The 16,820-nt window shown below is 37.2% G+C and carries 21 protein-coding genes; 9 read left to right on the top strand and 12 right to left on the bottom strand.

The window, feature by feature from the left end; genetic code table 11:
* The first annotated feature begins 2 nt into the window (after nt 1-2).
* On the top strand, nt 3-1,016 hold the full coding sequence (locus tag QWZ17_RS05895) for a hypothetical protein (protein ID WP_290304112.1): 1,014 nt from the start codon (nt 3-5) through the stop codon (nt 1,014-1,016).
* An 11-nt stretch (nt 1,017-1,027) separates the two neighbouring features.
* On the opposite strand, the gene QWZ17_RS05890 is transcribed toward QWZ17_RS05895, so the two are convergent.
* Complete coding sequence (locus tag QWZ17_RS05890; protein ID WP_290304111.1) at nt 1,028-1,777, bottom strand: DeoR/GlpR family DNA-binding transcription regulator; 750 nt, start codon at nt 1,775-1,777, stop codon at nt 1,028-1,030.
* 57 nt (nt 1,778-1,834) lie between these two features.
* Here QWZ17_RS05890 and nudK point away from each other — a divergent pair, with 57 nt between their 5' ends.
* From nudK to coaD, 3 genes are all read left to right on the top strand, one after another.
* Nucleotides 1,835-2,413 carry a GDP-mannose pyrophosphatase NudK gene (gene nudK / locus QWZ17_RS05885; RefSeq protein WP_290304109.1) on the top strand — a complete coding sequence of 193 codons (579 nt, stop codon included), beginning with the start codon at nt 1,835-1,837 and terminating at the stop codon, nt 2,411-2,413.
* On the top strand, nt 2,410-2,778 hold the full coding sequence (locus tag QWZ17_RS05880; protein ID WP_290304108.1) for a DUF4406 domain-containing protein: 369 nt from the start codon (nt 2,410-2,412) through the stop codon (nt 2,776-2,778). Before nudK ends, QWZ17_RS05880 begins: the two co-directional genes overlap by 4 nt.
* Before the next feature lie 167 nt (nt 2,779-2,945).
* Nucleotides 2,946-3,407, top strand: a complete 462-nt coding sequence (coaD, locus tag QWZ17_RS05875; RefSeq protein ID WP_290304106.1) for a pantetheine-phosphate adenylyltransferase — start codon at nt 2,946-2,948, stop codon at nt 3,405-3,407.
* On the opposite strand, the gene QWZ17_RS05870 is transcribed toward coaD, so the two are convergent.
* On the bottom strand, nt 3,382-4,014 hold the full coding sequence (locus QWZ17_RS05870) for an NUDIX hydrolase (RefSeq protein ID WP_290304105.1): 633 nt from the start codon (nt 4,012-4,014) through the stop codon (nt 3,382-3,384). The two genes, coaD and QWZ17_RS05870, sit on opposite strands and share 26 nt — an antisense overlap.
* Between QWZ17_RS05870 and pyrE the strand changes: the two genes are divergently transcribed.
* From pyrE to QWZ17_RS05855, 3 genes are all read left to right on the top strand, one after another.
* The gene (gene pyrE, locus QWZ17_RS05865) at nt 4,013-4,672 is read left to right on the top strand and encodes an orotate phosphoribosyltransferase (protein ID WP_290304104.1); all 660 of its coding nucleotides are present in this window, start codon (nt 4,013-4,015) and stop codon (nt 4,670-4,672) included. The two genes, QWZ17_RS05870 and pyrE, sit on opposite strands and share 2 nt — an antisense overlap.
* A 100-nt stretch (nt 4,673-4,772) precedes the next feature.
* Complete coding sequence (locus tag QWZ17_RS05860; RefSeq protein ID WP_290304102.1) at nt 4,773-5,168, top strand: SRPBCC family protein; 396 nt, start codon at nt 4,773-4,775, stop codon at nt 5,166-5,168.
* Between the two features lie 374 nt (nt 5,169-5,542).
* Nucleotides 5,543-7,171 (top strand): ABC-F family ATP-binding cassette domain-containing protein, encoded by a 1,629-nt coding sequence (locus tag QWZ17_RS05855; protein ID WP_290304100.1) that lies wholly within the window; start codon nt 5,543-5,545, stop codon nt 7,169-7,171.
* Between the two features lie 365 nt (nt 7,172-7,536).
* Here the strand turns inward: QWZ17_RS05855 and QWZ17_RS05850 are convergent, their stop codons facing one another.
* The 6 genes from QWZ17_RS05850 to QWZ17_RS05825 form a co-directional block, all read right to left on the bottom strand.
* Nucleotides 7,537-8,181, bottom strand: coding sequence for a hypothetical protein (locus tag QWZ17_RS05850; protein ID WP_290304098.1), 645 nt, complete (start codon nt 8,179-8,181; stop codon nt 7,537-7,539).
* Complete coding sequence (locus tag QWZ17_RS05845; protein ID WP_290304095.1) at nt 8,174-8,659, bottom strand: hypothetical protein; 486 nt, start codon at nt 8,657-8,659, stop codon at nt 8,174-8,176. The genes QWZ17_RS05850 and QWZ17_RS05845 overlap by 8 nt, the downstream gene beginning before the upstream one ends.
* Nucleotide 8,660: 1 nt before the next feature.
* A complete protein-coding gene (locus QWZ17_RS05840) occupies nt 8,661-8,900 on the bottom strand; it encodes a hypothetical protein (RefSeq protein WP_290304094.1) in 240 nt (79 codons plus the stop codon).
* On the bottom strand, nt 8,897-9,316 hold the full coding sequence (locus tag QWZ17_RS05835) for a hypothetical protein (protein ID WP_290304093.1): 420 nt from the start codon (nt 9,314-9,316) through the stop codon (nt 8,897-8,899). Before QWZ17_RS05835 ends, QWZ17_RS05840 begins: the two co-directional genes overlap by 4 nt.
* 62 nt (nt 9,317-9,378) lie before the next feature.
* Nucleotides 9,379-10,428, bottom strand: a complete 1,050-nt coding sequence (locus QWZ17_RS05830) for a helix-turn-helix domain-containing protein (protein WP_290304092.1) — start codon at nt 10,426-10,428, stop codon at nt 9,379-9,381.
* 15 nt (nt 10,429-10,443) lie between these two features.
* Nucleotides 10,444-11,097: a hypothetical protein gene (locus tag QWZ17_RS05825; RefSeq protein WP_290304091.1), complete on the bottom strand. Its 654-nt coding sequence runs from the start codon at nt 11,095-11,097 to the stop codon at nt 10,444-10,446.
* Between the two features lie 240 nt (nt 11,098-11,337).
* On the opposite strand from QWZ17_RS05825, the gene QWZ17_RS05820 reads away from it, so the two are divergent.
* Nucleotides 11,338-11,940, top strand: a complete 603-nt coding sequence (locus QWZ17_RS05820; protein WP_290304090.1) for a recombinase family protein — start codon at nt 11,338-11,340, stop codon at nt 11,938-11,940.
* Nucleotides 11,941-12,466: 526 nt separating this feature from the next.
* On the opposite strand, the gene QWZ17_RS05815 is transcribed toward QWZ17_RS05820, so the two are convergent.
* Complete coding sequence (locus tag QWZ17_RS05815; RefSeq protein ID WP_290304089.1) at nt 12,467-12,760, bottom strand: hypothetical protein; 294 nt, start codon at nt 12,758-12,760, stop codon at nt 12,467-12,469.
* A gap of 37 nt (nt 12,761-12,797) precedes the next feature.
* Nucleotides 12,798-13,112: a hypothetical protein gene (locus tag QWZ17_RS05810; protein WP_290304088.1), complete on the bottom strand. Its 315-nt coding sequence runs from the start codon at nt 13,110-13,112 to the stop codon at nt 12,798-12,800.
* A gap of 97 nt (nt 13,113-13,209) precedes the next feature.
* Between QWZ17_RS05810 and QWZ17_RS05805 the strand changes: the two genes are divergently transcribed.
* Entirely contained in the window at nt 13,210-13,437 is a 228-nt protein-coding gene (locus QWZ17_RS05805; protein ID WP_290304087.1) for a helix-turn-helix domain-containing protein, read from the top strand.
* Between the two features lie 72 nt (nt 13,438-13,509).
* Here the strand turns inward: QWZ17_RS05805 and QWZ17_RS05800 are convergent, their stop codons facing one another.
* Together QWZ17_RS05800 and QWZ17_RS05795 are read right to left on the bottom strand one after the other, a co-directional pair.
* Nucleotides 13,510-14,037: a hypothetical protein gene (locus QWZ17_RS05800; RefSeq protein ID WP_290304086.1), complete on the bottom strand. Its 528-nt coding sequence runs from the start codon at nt 14,035-14,037 to the stop codon at nt 13,510-13,512.
* A 31-nt stretch (nt 14,038-14,068) separates the two neighbouring features.
* The gene (locus QWZ17_RS05795; RefSeq protein ID WP_290304085.1) at nt 14,069-16,570 is read right to left on the bottom strand and encodes a hypothetical protein; all 2,502 of its coding nucleotides are present in this window, start codon (nt 16,568-16,570) and stop codon (nt 14,069-14,071) included.
* Between the last annotated feature and the right edge of the window lie 250 nt (nt 16,571-16,820).

Raw genomic sequence — 16,820 nt, 5'->3', positions numbered from 1 at the left:
AGATGAAAAAATATCTTTCCGTAATTGTTGTAGCCGGCATAAGCTTGCTTGGCTTAAGTTGCCGTGTTGGCACTTCTGGTACATGGGTAAATGACCACATTGAACCCGAGATTAAAAGCCAGGTAGAGCTTTTAAACAAGCAACTCTATGACGATATCAAAAGGCAGAACCTCACTGATCTAAAACAAATTCTATCGCCCGAATTAATAAAGGGTGCCGGTAAAAGTTTGGATAGTGTTATAAACCAGGTTGGACCTGCGCTTCAAACAACGGGATCAGGATACATGACTATAGATAGTTATTACGTTAAAAATACCACAACAAACATATCTAATACCGTAATGCCTGCAATTAGTGGCACCGACGACTATACAGTTAGCTACCTGGCATTAAATAAAGAAATGTATGTATCGTTATTAAAAACCACGGGCACTGTAAACAGTATGCTAATTATTGCCATTTACGGAAAGCACGGCGATGACTGGAAATTGAACATACTACAAATGGGCGAATATGAGGTTATTGGAAAAAATGCGCCTGGTTACTATAAAGATGCTCTAAAACTTTACAATACGGGGGATTTAATTGACGCGGCCGATATGATTATTATTGCCGGGCAGATAGGAAGCCCGGGAGGCACTTATTTTAAGTATAAAAATGAATCGGAGATGAAAGACCTCTATTCAAAAATTTTGAAAGAGGCAAATACCTCTTATAAATTCCCTATTACTGTTAGCCAGGTAAAAACCAATCCGGTTATTTTTGGCGTAAGTCCACAATTTATTGGCGAAAAAGGGAAAGAAGGGATTTATCCTTCAATCAATTACAAAACCAACATTAACCTTGCAGATACCACCGCATTGCGAAAAGAAAATGACGCCTTGCAGAAAAACATAGCCGGTATTTTTAAGGGCATTGTAACCAATAACAACCACATTTTATACCAGGCCTTTGATCAATTACCGGGTTTGGGTAAAAAAATGAATCGCTTTGGCTTTGCACAAAAAATAAAATAGTTAAAGCCTTATCATTTCACCTTTAAAATAGCTAAAGCAGTATCCTTAAAGCAATCAAGCTTACTATCATCGGCATTGGTAATAATTGCTCCAACCTGGTTTATGTCGGCAAATTTAAGGTAGGTTTCTTTACCCACTTTGCCGGCATCACATAGCATGTAAGTGTAGGCGCTTTGATTAATGTAGGCTAAGGTAATCTCGGCCTCCAGTTCGCTGTTGGCAAACAGGCCGTTTTGTGAAATGCCATCCACACCTAAAAATGCTTTCCCGGTACGATAGCGGGCAATATGCTCATTGGCTATTTTGCCATGCACGGCCTGTCGTTCGGCGTTATACTCCCCTCCTATGATGTTTAGCGATACTGCGCAATTTTGCAACTCATAAATCACTGGTAAAGAGTTGGTGATCACTTTAATCTTTTTGTTTTTTATAAACTGGCAAAGCCTGAAAACCGTGCTACCGCAATCCATAAAAATAATATCCCCATCGTGGATATGCTCGGCAGCTTTGCGGCAAATTAAGTCTTTCACCTCGGCGTTCTGAGCCGATTTATTTACAAAATCAATTGGCTTTGCCAACGGGTCGACCTTCATGCCGCCACCATGCGTACGGTAAAGCAGGCCATCATTAGCCAGTTGATTTAAATCCCTGCGGATGGTGATCTCTGAAATGCCTAATTCGGCGGCAAGTTCCTTAACGTCTACTTCGCCCGTAACATTCAGTTTATCAAGTATATTTTGTTTTCTTTTTTGAAAGTTCATTTAAATATTGCTGATTTGTTCAAAAATAATCAAAATCGATCAAATTAAATCAACTTAATGAATAAAATTAAAATATTAAAAAAGAATGTGCTATCAGATAACTGGTACACACTTTATAAGGTAACGTTTGAGGCCACAAAAAAAGACGGCTCGGTACAGGAGTTAAGTCGCGAAGCTTATGACCGGGGGAACGGCGCCACAATTTTGTTATACAACACCGATAAAAAAACAGTGATCCTTACCCGGCAATTCAGAATACCGACCTACATCAACGGCAACGCCGACGGTATGTTGATTGAATGTTGTGCCGGTTTATTGGATAAAGATAACGCAGAGGATTGCATCCGCCGGGAAACGGAAGAGGAAACAGGTTATCAGATCAGCAACCTGCAGAAAGTATTTGAAGCGTACATGTCGCCTGGATCAGTAACAGAGCTGCTTTACTTTTTTATAGCCGAATACACCATTGACATGAAAATAAGTGATGGCGGCGGCCTGGACCACGAACATGAAGATATTGAGGTATTGGAACTCCCCTTTACGCAAGCCATTGAAATGATGACTACCGGTCAAATTAAAGACGGCAAAACCATTATACTTTTACAACACCTGCAAATCAGCAATTTACTATCATGAACAACAAACCTTTACTTATCCTGATAGCAGGGCCCTATCGCTCAGGCACCAATGATGCTCCGGCTTTAATGGCCGAAAACTTAAGAAAGATGGAAGCAGTTGCCTTACCTATTTTCCGCGCCGGGCATATCCCCGTTATTGGCGAATGGTTTGCCTTACCACTTTTAAAACAGGCCGGGTCAAAACATCCCGGCGATAAAGCTTACGAAGAAATTTCCTACCCCGTATCTCACCGGGTATTGGCCAGATGCGATGCCATTTTCAGAATAGCCGGCGCCTCAAAAGGGGCCGACGAAGATGTGCGGATAGCCAAAGAAAACGGGCTTAAAGTTTATTATAACCTGGAAGATATTGAGTCCGTTTAAATTGTACTTACATAGAGGTCAATAATTGATCTTACAATTCACACATTTACTGTATTGATAAACAAGATATTGGCTTTGAGCTTTATGCATTACGCTTTTAGCTTCAATATAAGTTGCTAAACATTCAAAATCATTATTACTTTTGGTAAGGCATTAACATCAGTACTATGAAGATCGCTCTTTTCCCTGGTTCATTTGACCCGGTTACCAAGGCCCACGTGGATATCGTAAAACGATCTGTGAATCTTTTTGATAAGGTTTACATTGGTATAGGAGCTAACAGCACCAAACAAGGCTTTTTGACCATTGAAACGCGTGAGCAAATGCTTAGGGCCGTTTTTAAGAACGACGACCGCATTCATATTGTTGCTTACGAAGGCTTAACCGTAAACTTTTGCAAAAGCATTGGCGCTGCCTACATGATCAGGGGTATTCGTACCGTATCAGATTTTGAATACGAAAAAGCAATAGCCCAGATGAACCATTCCCTGGCACCCGATATTGAAAGCATTTTTATTGTAAGTAAGCCGGGATACTCGTCAATCAGTTCTACCATCGTGCGCGAAATTATGCGTCACCACGGCGATGTATCGCAGTTTATCCCTACTGAGGCATTAGCTTATTTGTAGCCAGCTTTTCTTTGTGCAGTACATCTAATATAGATGGAAATGTATTATCGATAATAGGCTCAATATGGTGTTTTTCAAACCAGCGTACATCTGTAATACCTTCCTCTTTTTGGGGTTTTAGCTTTTCTTTACCCTTACAATCCATGCTGAACCAGTGCGTTTTTTTCAGTACGATGTCGCCGCGGTTAATGTATACGTGGTAGGTTTTACAAATCTTTTCGTTCAGCTTGCTTACTTTGATACCACACTCCTCTTCTACCTCACGCACTGCAGCTTCTTTTACTTTTTCGTCCTTCTCAATTTTACCTTTGGGCAAATCCCATTTATCGTTACGGTAAATGAATAAATAATGACCCGCCGTATTTTTTACCAGGCCACCTGCTGCCTCAATAAGTGTAATGCTTTTTTTAATGGTTTTCAGGAACGCTTTAGCATCTTTACATATAATATAAAACAGCTTTTTGGGGTTAGCTAATATCCAGGTGTAAATTATTTTGAGGTCAAAAGTCTCTGCATCAAGCTTTTCATACAATTCAACTCCATGAGGAGTTGATTCTGTTAACAGGATAACTTTTTCGTTAATATAAATTCTGTATTTTTGAGCCATGTTTAATAATAATGAGATAGAACAGCAGGTTGCCGAATTCCTGCTGCAAATTAAAGCAATTAAATTACAACCTAACAATCCTTTTACATGGGCTTCGGGATGGAAATCGCCAATTTATTGCGATAACCGCGTAACGCTGTCTCATCCGTCAATCCGCACCTATATCAGGCAGCAATTAACGGTTATTATCCAGGAAAAATTTGGTAGTGTTGGCTGTATAGCCGGTGTAGCTACAGCGGGAGTTCCCCAAGGTGCATTAGTTGCCCAGGAAATGGGCCTTCCTTTTATATATGTGCGTGCCAAAGCTAAAGAACACGGCACAGGCAGCTTAATTGAAGGCGATGTACCAACCACCACAGGTAAAAGAGTTGTAGTTATTGAAGATTTGATCTCGACCGGTAAAAGCAGCCTGCAAGCCGTTGATGCTTTAAAAAGCGCTGGTTTTGAAGTTGCAGGTTTGGCGGCTATTTTTAGCTATGGCTTTGATGTGGCTACAGAAAACTTTAAAAACGCGGGGTGCCCGTTTGTAACTTTATCAAACTATAACGCCCTGATTAAATATGCCGAGGCTAACCAATACATCAGCGAAAAAGATGTTGCCGTTTTAACCCAATGGCGCGAAAGCCCATCAACCTGGGGACAAATAGCATCGAGCTAAGACCGTTGATTTTTTTGATGACCTCGATTTCGTTGCTCTTAATTTGCTTAACTAAGAGCAACGATCTCAAATCTCATATCTAACATCTCAAATCTAAAAAATGACCACTTTTACCAGTGCTATCAGCATAAATAAACCCGTAAATGAAGTATTTACCTACCTGGCCGATTTTAACAATCACCAGCAACTAATGCCCGATAGCATACAGGAGTGGAAATCATCTGTTGATGAAGCCAGTTTTAGCATCCCAAACATGGCTAAATTGGCTTTAAAGATTGATAGCAGGCTTACTAATGAAGAGATAGTAATTATACCGGCGACGAAGCCCCCTTTTGATTTGAAATTAAAATGGTCGTTATCTTTCCATAACGACCATACGGAAGTAGTTTTTACTATTGATGCAGAACTTAGCATGATGTTAAAGATGCTCGCTTCGGGGCCCCTGCAAAAATTAGCCGATCATGAAACGCAAAGCTTAAAAACCTTATTAAGCTAAGCATCTCAACTGGCTATTAGTATACTTTACGTTTTTGTATATTGTTGATAGCTATTACTATGTTGATAACAACTAATCCTACTATTAATGCTCCCATGACTTGTGTTATATTTTTTTAATAAATTATTTGAAAAAGTATAGTCAAAGGTTGTTCCATAAATTTATGATTGGTTAATTATATCATATAACGTGAAAATGAGGCATTTAGTTTGTCAATCATAAGTAATATGAGTAATTGCGTCCACGCTGATATTTTTTTTGGGGAATATTATTGAGAACTAATTTCCCGATATCCCCTGCCAAACATAATATCGGCACAGGTTACCACAAAACGAAGTTTTTAGCTTATTTTTGCGCCAAATTACAGGTGCAGCATGATCACGGTATCCAATTTATCTTTACGTTACGGTAAGCGTACTTTATTTGAAGACGTTAACCTAAAATTTTCTCAGGGCAACTGCTATGGCATTATAGGTGCTAACGGTGCAGGCAAGTCAACATTTTTAAAAATTCTTTCTGGCGATATCGATCCTACCAGCGGATCGGTAAGTTTTACTCCCGGCGAAAGAATGGCGGTATTAAGTCAAAACCACTACGCGTTTGACGAATATTCGGTGTTAGAAACCGTAATGATGGGCCATAAGGAGATGTATGCCGTAATGAAAGAAAAAGACGCCATTTATCTTAAGGAAGATTTTACCGATGCCGACGGCGAACGCGCCGGCGAACTGGAAAATCTTTTTGCCGAAATGGACGGATGGAATGCCGAAAGTAACGCCGCTACCCTACTGAGCAATCTTGGTATCAAAGAAGAGTTTCATTATAACCAGGTAAAAGATTTGGATAACACCCAAAAAGTACGTGTGTTATTAGCACAAGCCCTATTTGGTAAGCCTGATATCTTATTACTGGATGAGCCTACCAACGATTTGGATATCCATACCGTAAGCTGGTTAGAAGACTTCCTGGCCTCATATGAAGCTATTGTTCTGGTAGTATCGCACGACAGGCACTTCCTTGATACCGTTTGTACGCATGTGGTAGATATCGACTTTGCTAAAATGACCATTTACACCGGTAACTATACCTTCTGGTATGAATCGAGCCAGTTGGCGTTAAAGCAACGTGCGGATCAGAATAAAAAAGCTGAAGAACGCGTTAAAGAGTTGCAGGAATTTATCCGCCGGTTTAGCGCAAACGCTTCCAAATCAAAACAGGCGACCAGTCGTAAAAAGGCTTTGGATAAAATTAACCTTGACGAAATTCAGCCATCAAACCGTAAATACCCTGGTATCATATTTAACAATCTTGGCCGTGAAGCCGGTGACCAGATTCTACAGGTTGAAAATTTAAAGAAAACCCTTAACGGCGAACTGTTATTTAATAACATCAGCTTCACCGTAAATAAAGGCGATAAAATTTCTATCCTATCGCAAAATAGTTTGGCTACTACTGCCCTGTACAATATTTTAACCGGCAGGGATACCGACTATACAGGTACATTTAAATGGGGCGTAACCATTAATCCGGCTGATATCCCTATTGATAACGCTGAATACTTTAAAGGCAAAGATGATAACCTGATTGACTGGCTGCGCGAATACTCACCAGGCGAAAAGGACGATCAGTTCATCCGTGGTTTTTTAGGCCGGATGCTGTTCTCGGGCGAAGAAGTTTTGAAAAAAAGTAATGTACTATCGGGTGGCGAGAAAATGCGTTGTATGTTTAGCCGTATGATGTTGCAACAAGCCAACTTGCTGATGTTTGACGAACCTACCAACCACCTTGACCTGGAATCGATCACAGCGCTTAATAATGGCATGAAAGACTTCCGTGGCACCATCCTGTTTACCTCACGAGATCATGAATTGGTTGAAACCGTCGCCAACCGCATTGTTGAACTAACCCCGGGCGGCTACATTGATAAATTGATGACTTATGACGAGTATATCAACAGCGCTGTAGTACAAAAACAACGCGAAGATTTATACGCCGCTGTGTAAACTATAATAACATTTAAAAGTCCGAAAGGAAATTGTCATTCAACGATAACCTTTCGGACTTTTTATTTTCAACACTTTACGACACCAATAAATTTCTGCATATTTGCGACCCGCTGTAAATACAGCGCATGACTTGGTAGCTCAGCCGGTAGAGCAACTGACTCTTAATGCAGAGGCTCTCGAACCTCTTGCGAGCCTTAATTCAGTCTAAAAGAACTTAAAACAGCGATTTTATACATTAAATCAGATAAAAGAGCTTGATTAAAGGTAAGAAAAATTATCGGATAATAAAACTCTTTTTTGTTTAAGTGACGCATTAAGTGACGCAATTTAAAAATGATTGATAACGCCGTTAATCTGCTGATTTAGTTAATTTCATCTTGTAAAATTTGTCCATTTTGCGTTTGTATCCAAACGCTGACAAGTGCATAATAATCCCTAAAATTTAAAGTATTAATGTCAGCTTTCATACTGGCACACAAATCAGGAAAAACATTCATGAAATTTCTATACCTCTCTTGATAATAAACAGCTCCGGGAAGTACTTTAGATGTGCTTTCTGAAAACCAATCCCGGACACTGGCAATTGCAGCCATAGGGTCATTATTATGGCTTGGGAAGTCGTAACCTGCGAGGTCAGAAATCACTCTTTTATAACGATGAGGTTGGCTGTCCAACACTAAAAAATCCTTTTTCTTATGGTGAGCATCCCCATAATGTTTGCAACCCATAAAAATTCCTAACTCATAAGGCATATTGAAACGTGGCAGTGGGCTCTCTTTGGTAATTTCCAAACATGACAAATCATGAATGCCGTAACGGCACTGCTCAATTATCTTAATTATTTTATCAATCCTTACACCATCCTTATTTCCTGTTTCTAATGCACATCTAATAATAAAACCACAGTCATGAACGACATAAACAATCGCTCGGAAAATGTTTAAAAAATTGGCATCAAACGCACAGTTGATAAATACATTCCTATCGTAGTCTTTAACCTTAGCCATTTTTTTTAGGAGATTTAGTTGTTCTCGGCTTTGATATTATAGGTTTGGTTGCGGCAGTTGATTTGGTTTGAGTGATTGACTTTGTTGTACCCGCTGGCTTAGGTTTAGTAACAGATTTCGTTGAACCTTCTGGCTTAGACTTGATGACTGTCTTTGAAGCCCTGACTGGCTTTTTAGCCGTGGTTCTTGGAACGACTTTTGCAGTGGCAGATTTGGTATTAGAGGCTACTTTTGTAGTAAGTCCGGCAATGGCGTTTATAGCTTTGGATGCTTTCGCAAGTGACTTGTTTGAGATAGATGGATTGGTTTTAACTTTAATGCCCTTCGCTTTACTAAATTCTTTACGCAGTGTGGCGAGTTTTTTGTTACTTCGGGCGTCCGACCCGTCAGGATTTCTTATGGCACCCGGTTCTAACCCAAGTTTTTTTTCAAGGTTTCCAACTAATATATCTGACCGAACTTTTCTTGATTGTGCCATTTTAAAGATGTGCTGTTGCTTCAATTTGTAAACCTAATTCGCTAACCCAACTATTTAAGTAGCTTTCCATTCCGCCACCGTAACACCATACAGTTTCATTTTTTTTCACATTAAACCTGTCTCCACTAAAATCAAAACGAAAGCTAAATATGTCTTCGCCTTGATACTGGTAAAAGTCGATAGTGCCGCTATATCTTTTGCCGTCAGCACCAGTTAAATAAAATCGTTTTACGCTAATCATGTTAAATATATGCGAAAATTATCTTTAACTAATTTAGAAACGAATTGATTCGGAAAGATATAAAGTAAATCATCCTGCTCAATCCTCATGTATCCTTTATCATCAACCATTCTGCGGTAATCATCTGGATTAAAATCAATGTAATTTTTAATTTTGTAACTAAATCCCCAATTGTCTTTAGATACGAGAATTTCGAAATCAGCGACCTCAATCATATGTTTGTCACCCTCAAAAGGTGTTTCATGGTAAGCGTTGATAAAACCAGTTAATAAATTGGGGGCTACACTCCCTATCAATATAAACTTACCTCCACCGTATTTAAAAGAAAAAATTCCATTGGTATAAACTGTTTCTGATATTCCTCTTTTTTCCAATCCAAGAAAGCAAGTCATTATTTCTCCAATCTTTTCCTTCATTTTAAATATCTATTATGTACTATTGATACCAATTCCGATTCTATTTTTTAGCTTGTTTAGATTTAGAGCGACCGTTTTAACAATTTCAATTTAATCCCTTTATTGAAGTACCATTCGTCTATTTGATTGAATTTCAATAAGTTTTTCAAGTCCTCGTTAGAATACTTCCATTCTTGCAAATAGGTGTCCAATATTTCATTAAATATAATAGGTCTTTCTTTTTGGATATCAATCGGCTCATTTTTCCTATAACCCGCCGCTGAAAATTGTCTCCAAAGATATTGAGATTGCGATTCAGAAATTAGTTTATGATGACGGGCTTTATAAAGAATTGCTTGCATTGACATTTTCCAATAAGCTTTCAAATCCATCAACTTAGAAATTGACAGTTTTGTCAATTGATGCTCTATTTCATAAATCGGCACCATGAACTCACTTGCGCCTTCAAACGACTCTTTCTCAATATCTCTTTCCGGCACAATCTTTTTACCGTGGTGAAGTATAAAATGAAAGGCTTCGTGCATAATGGTTAATCTATATCTATCGCCCGGTAAGTTCTTATTCACAAAAATTAAAGGCGTACCTGAATTCGAAAATGCACTAAACCCATCTGTTTCATACAACTCAATTTCAATAATCACGAAGCCGTTCTGCTCTAATAATTCGGTGACATTATCAATACGTCCCTTTGGTACTCTCCAAAATTCTCTTACGTATTTTGCACACATACTAACCTCCCCATCGTGCTCCACGTCCCAAGTTGGGAAATTAACAGGTGGAAGTTCGATATGCTCAGTAAGGATATTGAAATGCCTCTCAGCTAATGTCATTTTAGCCTTATTTTCCTTAAAAGCTTTCACAGATTCAGAAACTTTGCGTCTATAATGTCCTTCGATTCTAAGGGGATTCCAGTCTTGATAAAAGAAACTAATAGGGTAGTTTAATACGTACGATATTTTATTGATTAATTCCTCGGATATCTTTTCAATCAGTCCATTTTCAATTTTAGATAATGTTCCCTGTTCTATCTTTATTGCAGCAGCAAATTCTTTTTGTGTGTAACCTTCTATTTCCCTTGCGATAGTAATTAATTGATAATTAATTTTATCCATACAAACCACCTAAATTTATTTTAATGTGCCGTTTTGTGTATTGCTTGAATTTTGATTATGGACAACCTTCATTTTGGTAAGCTTAGTTTTCAATGGTTTATAGGCTTCCTCGGTTTTTCTTGTCACGACAGGATTAAAGTCAATTCTTTGTTGTTCGTGGACATATTCGCCTAATCTTGTAAACCACTCAATTCCATTTGCGCTATAACATGCAAAGTAAACGCCTAACATTCCGGTATTGGTTTTATCCATCATATATCCTCCAACAATAAATGTTGGCTCTTCGGGAAAACCTTCAATGCTGGATTGTTTTAAAAACTTCTTATGTTGTTTAGTAGAATACGATGAAATATTACCATAAGAGCGAAACTTCTTTTGACGAATCAAAACTTTATCTGATATGTTTACCATAATTATTTGACGAATTGTGTCAACGCTAATGCTACTATTACCTTTGAAGGTTTCTTGTAACCTTCCGCAAATACGGTTATGGGTAAATTTGGCTTTCGTAGTTGAGTCTAACTCAACAAAACAATCTAATGATGCATTAAACTTCAAAAGTTCTAATTGGTCATCAAAGCCTTTCCTTATACAGTCACTGTATGCTGTTAAAACTTGCTCACCTAAAATATCTTTAAATTCGTTGTAAGTAATTATTGCTCTTGCCATAATATTGAATTGAATAAACTAATGTAGACATTTTTACATTAAACACAAAAAAATATTCCATTTTTTTTACTTAAAATATTCTTATCGATTTTCAGCAGTTTCCGCATTTAGAAATTATTCCTTGTTATACTTAAATTCATGGTTAAAAGTAGCACAACTTTCCTATCAAAAATTATTGTAATTATTTGTAAAAACAACGGATTTGTTGTATATTTAATGTGTGATTAAAACAACAACATTATGAGAATAAAATACAACAGAGTATCAACTCAAATCCAAACAGGAAATAGATTTACCGCAGACACTGAAAAATATGATTCTGTATTCCTTGACAAAATATCCGGGAGCGTTGCATTTAAAGACCGCCCAAAAGGTAAGGAATTAACTAAATTGGTTGAAGCTGGTAAAGTTGAAGAAATTGTTATTGAAGAGTTTAGCCGTATTGGTCGCAACACCGGGGATGTTATTAATGTGTTGTTATGGTTAGAGGAAAAGAAAGTTAACGTTATTGTGCGCAACTTGGGCTTACAGTCACGTCCTAATGGTGAACGTAATCCAATTTGGAATATGATTAGTTCGGTAATGTCTTCACTTTATCAAATGGAACTCGAAAACATTAAGGAACGCACCAGCGTGGGCAGATTAGTTTACGTGCAGAACGGTGGAAAATTGGGTCGCCCGGCTGGTACATCTGAAAACGATAAGAGTTTTTTAGAAAAATCAGCATCGCAACAAATTATAAAAGGATTAAGGAAAGGTTTAACTGTTAGGGAGATTGCTAAGGTTGCCGAGGTGTCAACAAAAACGGTGATGAAAGTTAAGGCTTTAGTTGCCCCGCTTTAAAAATCAAATGAAATTGAATCAAATTTGTTGGTTACTCCCACCTTACGAGCGTCAGATGGACAATTTATCCGTTTTCTATACAAAATTCTGTATATGCCAATAAATACTGCCCCCTGGTGGGGGCTTTAAAGCAGAATAGAAGTACCAAAAGGAACGTTAATACCCGGTTTTGGTACAATTGTTTTTAATACAAAAATTCAGGAAAAAGAATATCTCCGTAACTATTCAATTCAATATCTATTGCAGTTCCGGCTAATCGATTTTTTAAATTATCGAATTCAATCCTGTTAACCCTTTTGCCAAAAAAGTTCCCATATAACAAGTAAATTGTGTAACCATTCTCCGATAGTGGGATTAACCGCCTTTTTGTGATTTGAAAAAAAGTTTTACCTGCTTCGAATTCAACAATGTTGCCTAATAGTGGTAAAGCATTGCTTGTGTAGGTATAAAAGGTATCAAATTGAAACGTACTAACGAACGTTATTTTAAATCTGTTAAGCATATTTCCACCGATTTCAAAGGTGCCCTATTTGCCTTCGCTTGCTAATTCTGCTTTAAAACTGTCCCAACGACTTCGACTTTGATGGTCGTCATTTTCCATGACCCCATATAGTGTAACGTCTATAATGCTTTCCCTTTTGAAAATCCCAAAGCCTCTTGAATAAACAAAGAACAATTCTCGGTCTTTGTTTATTTCAATTATGTCGCCGGGCATGGGTAATAACGGGAAATTATAAATTAAAAATTCTTCTTTCCAATTGGTGTTAAAAAGTGTGATACGATATTTATTCTCATCTGTAATTTTGGAATTTTTCCTCATATAGCAAAAATAAAACAGGTTTGCTCACTTATAAAGCCTATTTCAATCCTGAATACATTATATAAAAGGCAAGGAAAAACATTGGTAAAACTATTGCTGCAACCAGTAATATTAACCATGCTCCTAATATCCATGTACGTGCTTTATTATTGAATGATAATGCTAATATCCCTCCCAAGATAACTACAATTATTGTTTTAAATCCACTTTCCAAGCCACTCTTACAAACCGCTACAATGATTGAAAGTAAGACGATAATCAAGAAAATAAATCCACCAGTAAAAAATAAACCGGTAGCAGCCCCTTTGACATCAGATTTTATGCTTTCGTATGAATTTTTATTGTCTTGCATGATGATTTATGGTTAAACAAAAATTAAAAAAATATCTGAGAAATACAACATATCCGTTGTGTTTTAATCAAATTTCATAGATTAAAATTATACCTCGATGCAGAAAGAGGTATTTCTTAAAAATCTTGGCGAACGAATCCGTGAAATTAGGGAGGGAAAAGGTATTACTCAGAAGCAACTTGCGCACGCTATTGATAAAGACCAACAATCGATTCAACGTTTAGAGACTGGTAAAATTAACCCTTCGATATACTATTTACATGAAGTTGCACACGGTTTAGAGGTAGAGTTAGCCACTTTGATTTTTAATGATTCAAAGTTATAATCACCATATTATCCAAGGACTAACCCTAATCTAACCTTAGCGGGGGTATTATTTAATCAATAAATAATTTAATCAATTTCTCAAAAGTTTCACAGTACTGTTAGTAACGCAGCCAGTTAGTTGTTTGATTGCTTCCATATTAACCGTCCTTAAAAATTCTTTGGATTTTATTGTCAGTTTCTCATCCTGAATGTAGCGATACGAATTCCCTTGCAAGTCATTTGATATTAAAATGTCGGGTAGATTTACATCTAATTTGATTCCAAATAGTGTTTTCAAAGCAATTTTACTGTACCGTAAACTTGGGTCAATAACTATGGTCTCCTCCCCATACTTTAGTGTGCACCACGTGTGATAATATCCTACCAGTTTTCCTTTAAATTTTGCGTTTCCATAAACTAAAGATTTATTAAACTTATCTTTTAAAATTAAATGCCCGGTAATTTCTTCTGCGAAAAATCCAGCATTAGTTAGTCCTTCCGCTAAGCAATGACCGATAAGGTAGCAGCAACCAAGGGGCTGTCGTTGAAATTTTAATTCTATAGAGTTTGTCAACTCAGTACATATTAAGGTAAGAGCATTACGTAAGTTTGTAGTCATATTATTTTGGCTTATTTTTATATTCGATGATTTACTGGTTAGGGGTGTTTCTTTTCCACCATATTAATTCAGCATGTGGTATAGGCAAATTCGAATATACTTTTACAGTTACATCATGGTTGATTGGTCTTGCCCGGTGCGCTGCCTGTATAATATCACCCTCTGTTAGCTCCAAATGAAATTCTTGTAACTCCTCATGGGCTACAGTGTAGAATACGAACTCATTGTTTTTAAAAAGTACTTTTCTATTCCTCATCGTGAAATCTGATACGTCCAACCCGCATACTTTAGCTAAAAACATATAATATGCCCCGCCATAGTTTGGCGTTCCAATTACATTCAGATTGCGCCCTTCATATTTATTGGTGCCCCGGCTTTTACCAAAATGAATATCGGGTGCAGCATTATTAAACATTTGCTTCTGACTTTTATAGGTAATTGTGTCCCAATTATCCAAGTCTGCGTTAACCGCTTCGCTATATCCTTCATTTCCGGTGCGAGAACAACTCCGGGTGGTATATTGAATGATTTTACCTTTTAACTCAACATTGGAAATATCCACTATTTTCAACCGAGAGCCCAATATTTTCCGGTATAGTTCAATAGGGGCAGTAGCGTCAGCGATGATTATTTTTTTATCGGTAGGTAGCCGCCAGATGTTATTTGTGCAATAGTTAATCCTATCATTTATTTTAACGTAATAGTCCGATTTAAGAAATTCCCAAATCTTTGATTTCAATTTGAGCTTTTTAATCATTTTATATAATCCGTCTTCATCAATTGCCATTCCGACAAAATCAAAAACAGTTTTACTATCGGAATTGATACAAGCTCTGAGTTTTTCAGCTAATACTTTGTTACCAGTAAAAGATAATTCTAAAACTAACTTTTGCACGTCGCTTATAGGAACAGCCCCCTGAGCCAGTAATACACCCAAAGGATTTTCGTCGAAAACGATTGTGGGTTGGGGAAACGAGGTTAATACAGCCCTGTGATGAGTAGTAAAAATCGTGTTGCTTTCACCTGATTGTTTAACTGCTCTTAATGCCTCTAAGTACGCCTGTGCTGCCTTTATATCCTCCCGGCTACACTTTCCCCCGTCATTTATTGAAATGCCCTCAGCTAAGTTCTTAATCAGGGTGTTCACGACATCGTTAAATCCGTTTATATATATGGCATCAATATGTTTTTGTACGTTCTCACTAAATCCAATTAATGCCGGGGTTGCTAACTTAATAGTTGCATTCAATTCCGAATCGTCAAAATGCTCTTTTTTCAAATCGTGGTCTGGAAATGCGGCAACTATGTTTATAGTGTTTTTTATTAATTGTGTTTTCCCTAAGCCCGTAGCACATTTAATTATATGTACGTCGCAATCGTCCGCTTCTATAATTTCACTATACTTTTTGGTTAATTCTGCTCTGGCATCTGAAAGTTTCCATAATTTTTCTTCACTATTCGACTTATTAAATATCCGTCCTTTCTTTATCAGAATTTGCCGGAATGTTTGAAAGAAATTTGTTTTGTCTTCTTCATAAGGCGAAAATTTGGAAAAGTGAATAGGGTCATATTTCTTGTCATAAACATATTTGTAAATTGATTCCTTTTCTTTTTTAGCGTATAGTGGATTTTTCGCCAAGCATTCTTTCCAGATTGAAGACCCTCCTTTTAAATGTATTAAATTCGTAGCTATCCCAAATAATTCATGGTGGCTTAATTTATTTTTCATGTTAGTCCCTTTACCTTCAAAAAATATTTTGAATAATTGAAACTGTTGTAAATCTTCGACATTAAAGTTTTGTATTTTATCAATATCTTTTTTGTTTTGGTTTGTGCAACCTTGATTTTCTTTATTAATATTATAAATAATCTTACCTGATTTTGCACACAGAATACCCTCGTCTGCTGTGACTATTTTTCGGTATTGATTTCTATCGGCAGCAAGTAAAAGCGGGGTCGTAACTTCTGAAAAATATTTTAAGTTGATTACTTGGTTAATGTCACCCATAAAGTAATCCTTATCGGTGCCGTTCCAATATCGTGCAGCATCGACACATGATTTGTCTGATTTGCATTGAAACAGGTGATAAAAGCCTCTCAGGATGCTTTTAACTATTTTAGGGTCTTGAATTTCACCATCGAATACAAATAGTAGCCTAAACTTTTCGAGTTCGGCGGAGTGGCGAAAACTGTAGTAGCCAGCATTATAAAAGAGATTGTACTCTCTAAGGATTTCCCCGGCTTCGTTTAGGGTCATCCCACCATCAAAGTCAACACAAAATATCTGCTGTTTAATTAGTTTTTCTGATTCCCGGTTATTGTCTTTAAATACGCCGCACGTGAACGCTCTGCCGGAGGTGGCATGGTGTAAGACATTCGTTACCGACCCGGTAACCGGAAGCCAAGTTAATTTCGCTATTTGCTTTTTGGTAGGTTTTTCGGTAAAAACCGTAGGGTCGATACTGAAAGGTAGTTGTTTTTGTGATGCTCTTTTATCTAATAAAATTTCATCTTGTTTAGCTATTTTTTTCATAATAGCCACAATAGTATAGCGAAAAATTTCGAAAAACAAAGGAAAAAGTTCTTAAAACTAAATTTAGTTTTAAGGTTCGGAAAAGTGCTCTGAGAGCTCAGAATCACACTTTTTAACCTTTCTATAAATAGTCATTGAATTGCAATGTTTTTTTATTGCATTTTTAAAACATCTAATCAGGCAAGGTTTGTCTGCCGTTAATATTTTCGAGACATAGGTCTTTACCGACATTCTCGGCACCAAAATAACT

Source organism: Mucilaginibacter flavus (assembly GCF_030409315.1).
In the GTDB taxonomy this organism is placed as follows: domain Bacteria; phylum Bacteroidota; class Bacteroidia; order Sphingobacteriales; family Sphingobacteriaceae; genus Mucilaginibacter; species Mucilaginibacter flavus.
This window is presented reverse-complemented; position numbering and strand designations above follow the sequence as displayed.

Excerpts from the sequence above, each read along its gene's own strand:
- QWZ17_RS05895 (WP_290304112.1), top strand. The coding sequence starts at position 3 with ATGAAAAAATATCTTTCCGTAATTGTTGTAGCCGGCATAAGCTTGCTT.
- QWZ17_RS05890 (WP_290304111.1), bottom strand. The coding sequence starts at position 1,777 with ATGAACTTTCAAAAAAGAAAACAAAATATACTTGATAAACTGAATGTT.
- nudK (WP_290304109.1), top strand. The coding sequence starts at position 1,835 with ATGAATAAAATTAAAATATTAAAAAAGAATGTGCTATCAGATAACTGG.
- QWZ17_RS05880 (WP_290304108.1), top strand. The coding sequence starts at position 2,410 with ATGAACAACAAACCTTTACTTATCCTGATAGCAGGGCCCTATCGCTCA.
- coaD (WP_290304106.1), top strand. The coding sequence starts at position 2,946 with ATGAAGATCGCTCTTTTCCCTGGTTCATTTGACCCGGTTACCAAGGCC.
- pyrE (WP_290304104.1), top strand. The coding sequence starts at position 4,013 with ATGTTTAATAATAATGAGATAGAACAGCAGGTTGCCGAATTCCTGCTG.
- QWZ17_RS05870 (WP_290304105.1), bottom strand. The coding sequence starts at position 4,014 with ATGGCTCAAAAATACAGAATTTATATTAACGAAAAAGTTATCCTGTTA.
- QWZ17_RS05860 (WP_290304102.1), top strand. The coding sequence starts at position 4,773 with ATGACCACTTTTACCAGTGCTATCAGCATAAATAAACCCGTAAATGAA.
- QWZ17_RS05855 (WP_290304100.1), top strand. The coding sequence starts at position 5,543 with ATGATCACGGTATCCAATTTATCTTTACGTTACGGTAAGCGTACTTTA.
- QWZ17_RS05850 (WP_290304098.1), bottom strand. The coding sequence starts at position 8,181 with ATGGCTAAGGTTAAAGACTACGATAGGAATGTATTTATCAACTGTGCG.
- QWZ17_RS05845 (WP_290304095.1), bottom strand. The coding sequence starts at position 8,659 with ATGGCACAATCAAGAAAAGTTCGGTCAGATATATTAGTTGGAAACCTT.
- QWZ17_RS05840 (WP_290304094.1), bottom strand. The coding sequence starts at position 8,900 with ATGATTAGCGTAAAACGATTTTATTTAACTGGTGCTGACGGCAAAAGA.
- QWZ17_RS05835 (WP_290304093.1), bottom strand. The coding sequence starts at position 9,316 with ATGAAGGAAAAGATTGGAGAAATAATGACTTGCTTTCTTGGATTGGAA.
- QWZ17_RS05830 (WP_290304092.1), bottom strand. The coding sequence starts at position 10,428 with ATGGATAAAATTAATTATCAATTAATTACTATCGCAAGGGAAATAGAA.
- QWZ17_RS05825 (WP_290304091.1), bottom strand. The coding sequence starts at position 11,097 with ATGGCAAGAGCAATAATTACTTACAACGAATTTAAAGATATTTTAGGT.
- QWZ17_RS05820 (WP_290304090.1), top strand. The coding sequence starts at position 11,338 with ATGAGAATAAAATACAACAGAGTATCAACTCAAATCCAAACAGGAAAT.
- QWZ17_RS05815 (WP_290304089.1), bottom strand. The coding sequence starts at position 12,760 with ATGAGGAAAAATTCCAAAATTACAGATGAGAATAAATATCGTATCACA.
- QWZ17_RS05810 (WP_290304088.1), bottom strand. The coding sequence starts at position 13,112 with ATGCAAGACAATAAAAATTCATACGAAAGCATAAAATCTGATGTCAAA.
- QWZ17_RS05805 (WP_290304087.1), top strand. The coding sequence starts at position 13,210 with ATGCAGAAAGAGGTATTTCTTAAAAATCTTGGCGAACGAATCCGTGAA.
- QWZ17_RS05800 (WP_290304086.1), bottom strand. The coding sequence starts at position 14,037 with ATGACTACAAACTTACGTAATGCTCTTACCTTAATATGTACTGAGTTG.
- QWZ17_RS05795 (WP_290304085.1), bottom strand. The coding sequence starts at position 16,570 with ATGAAAAAAATAGCTAAACAAGATGAAATTTTATTAGATAAAAGAGCA.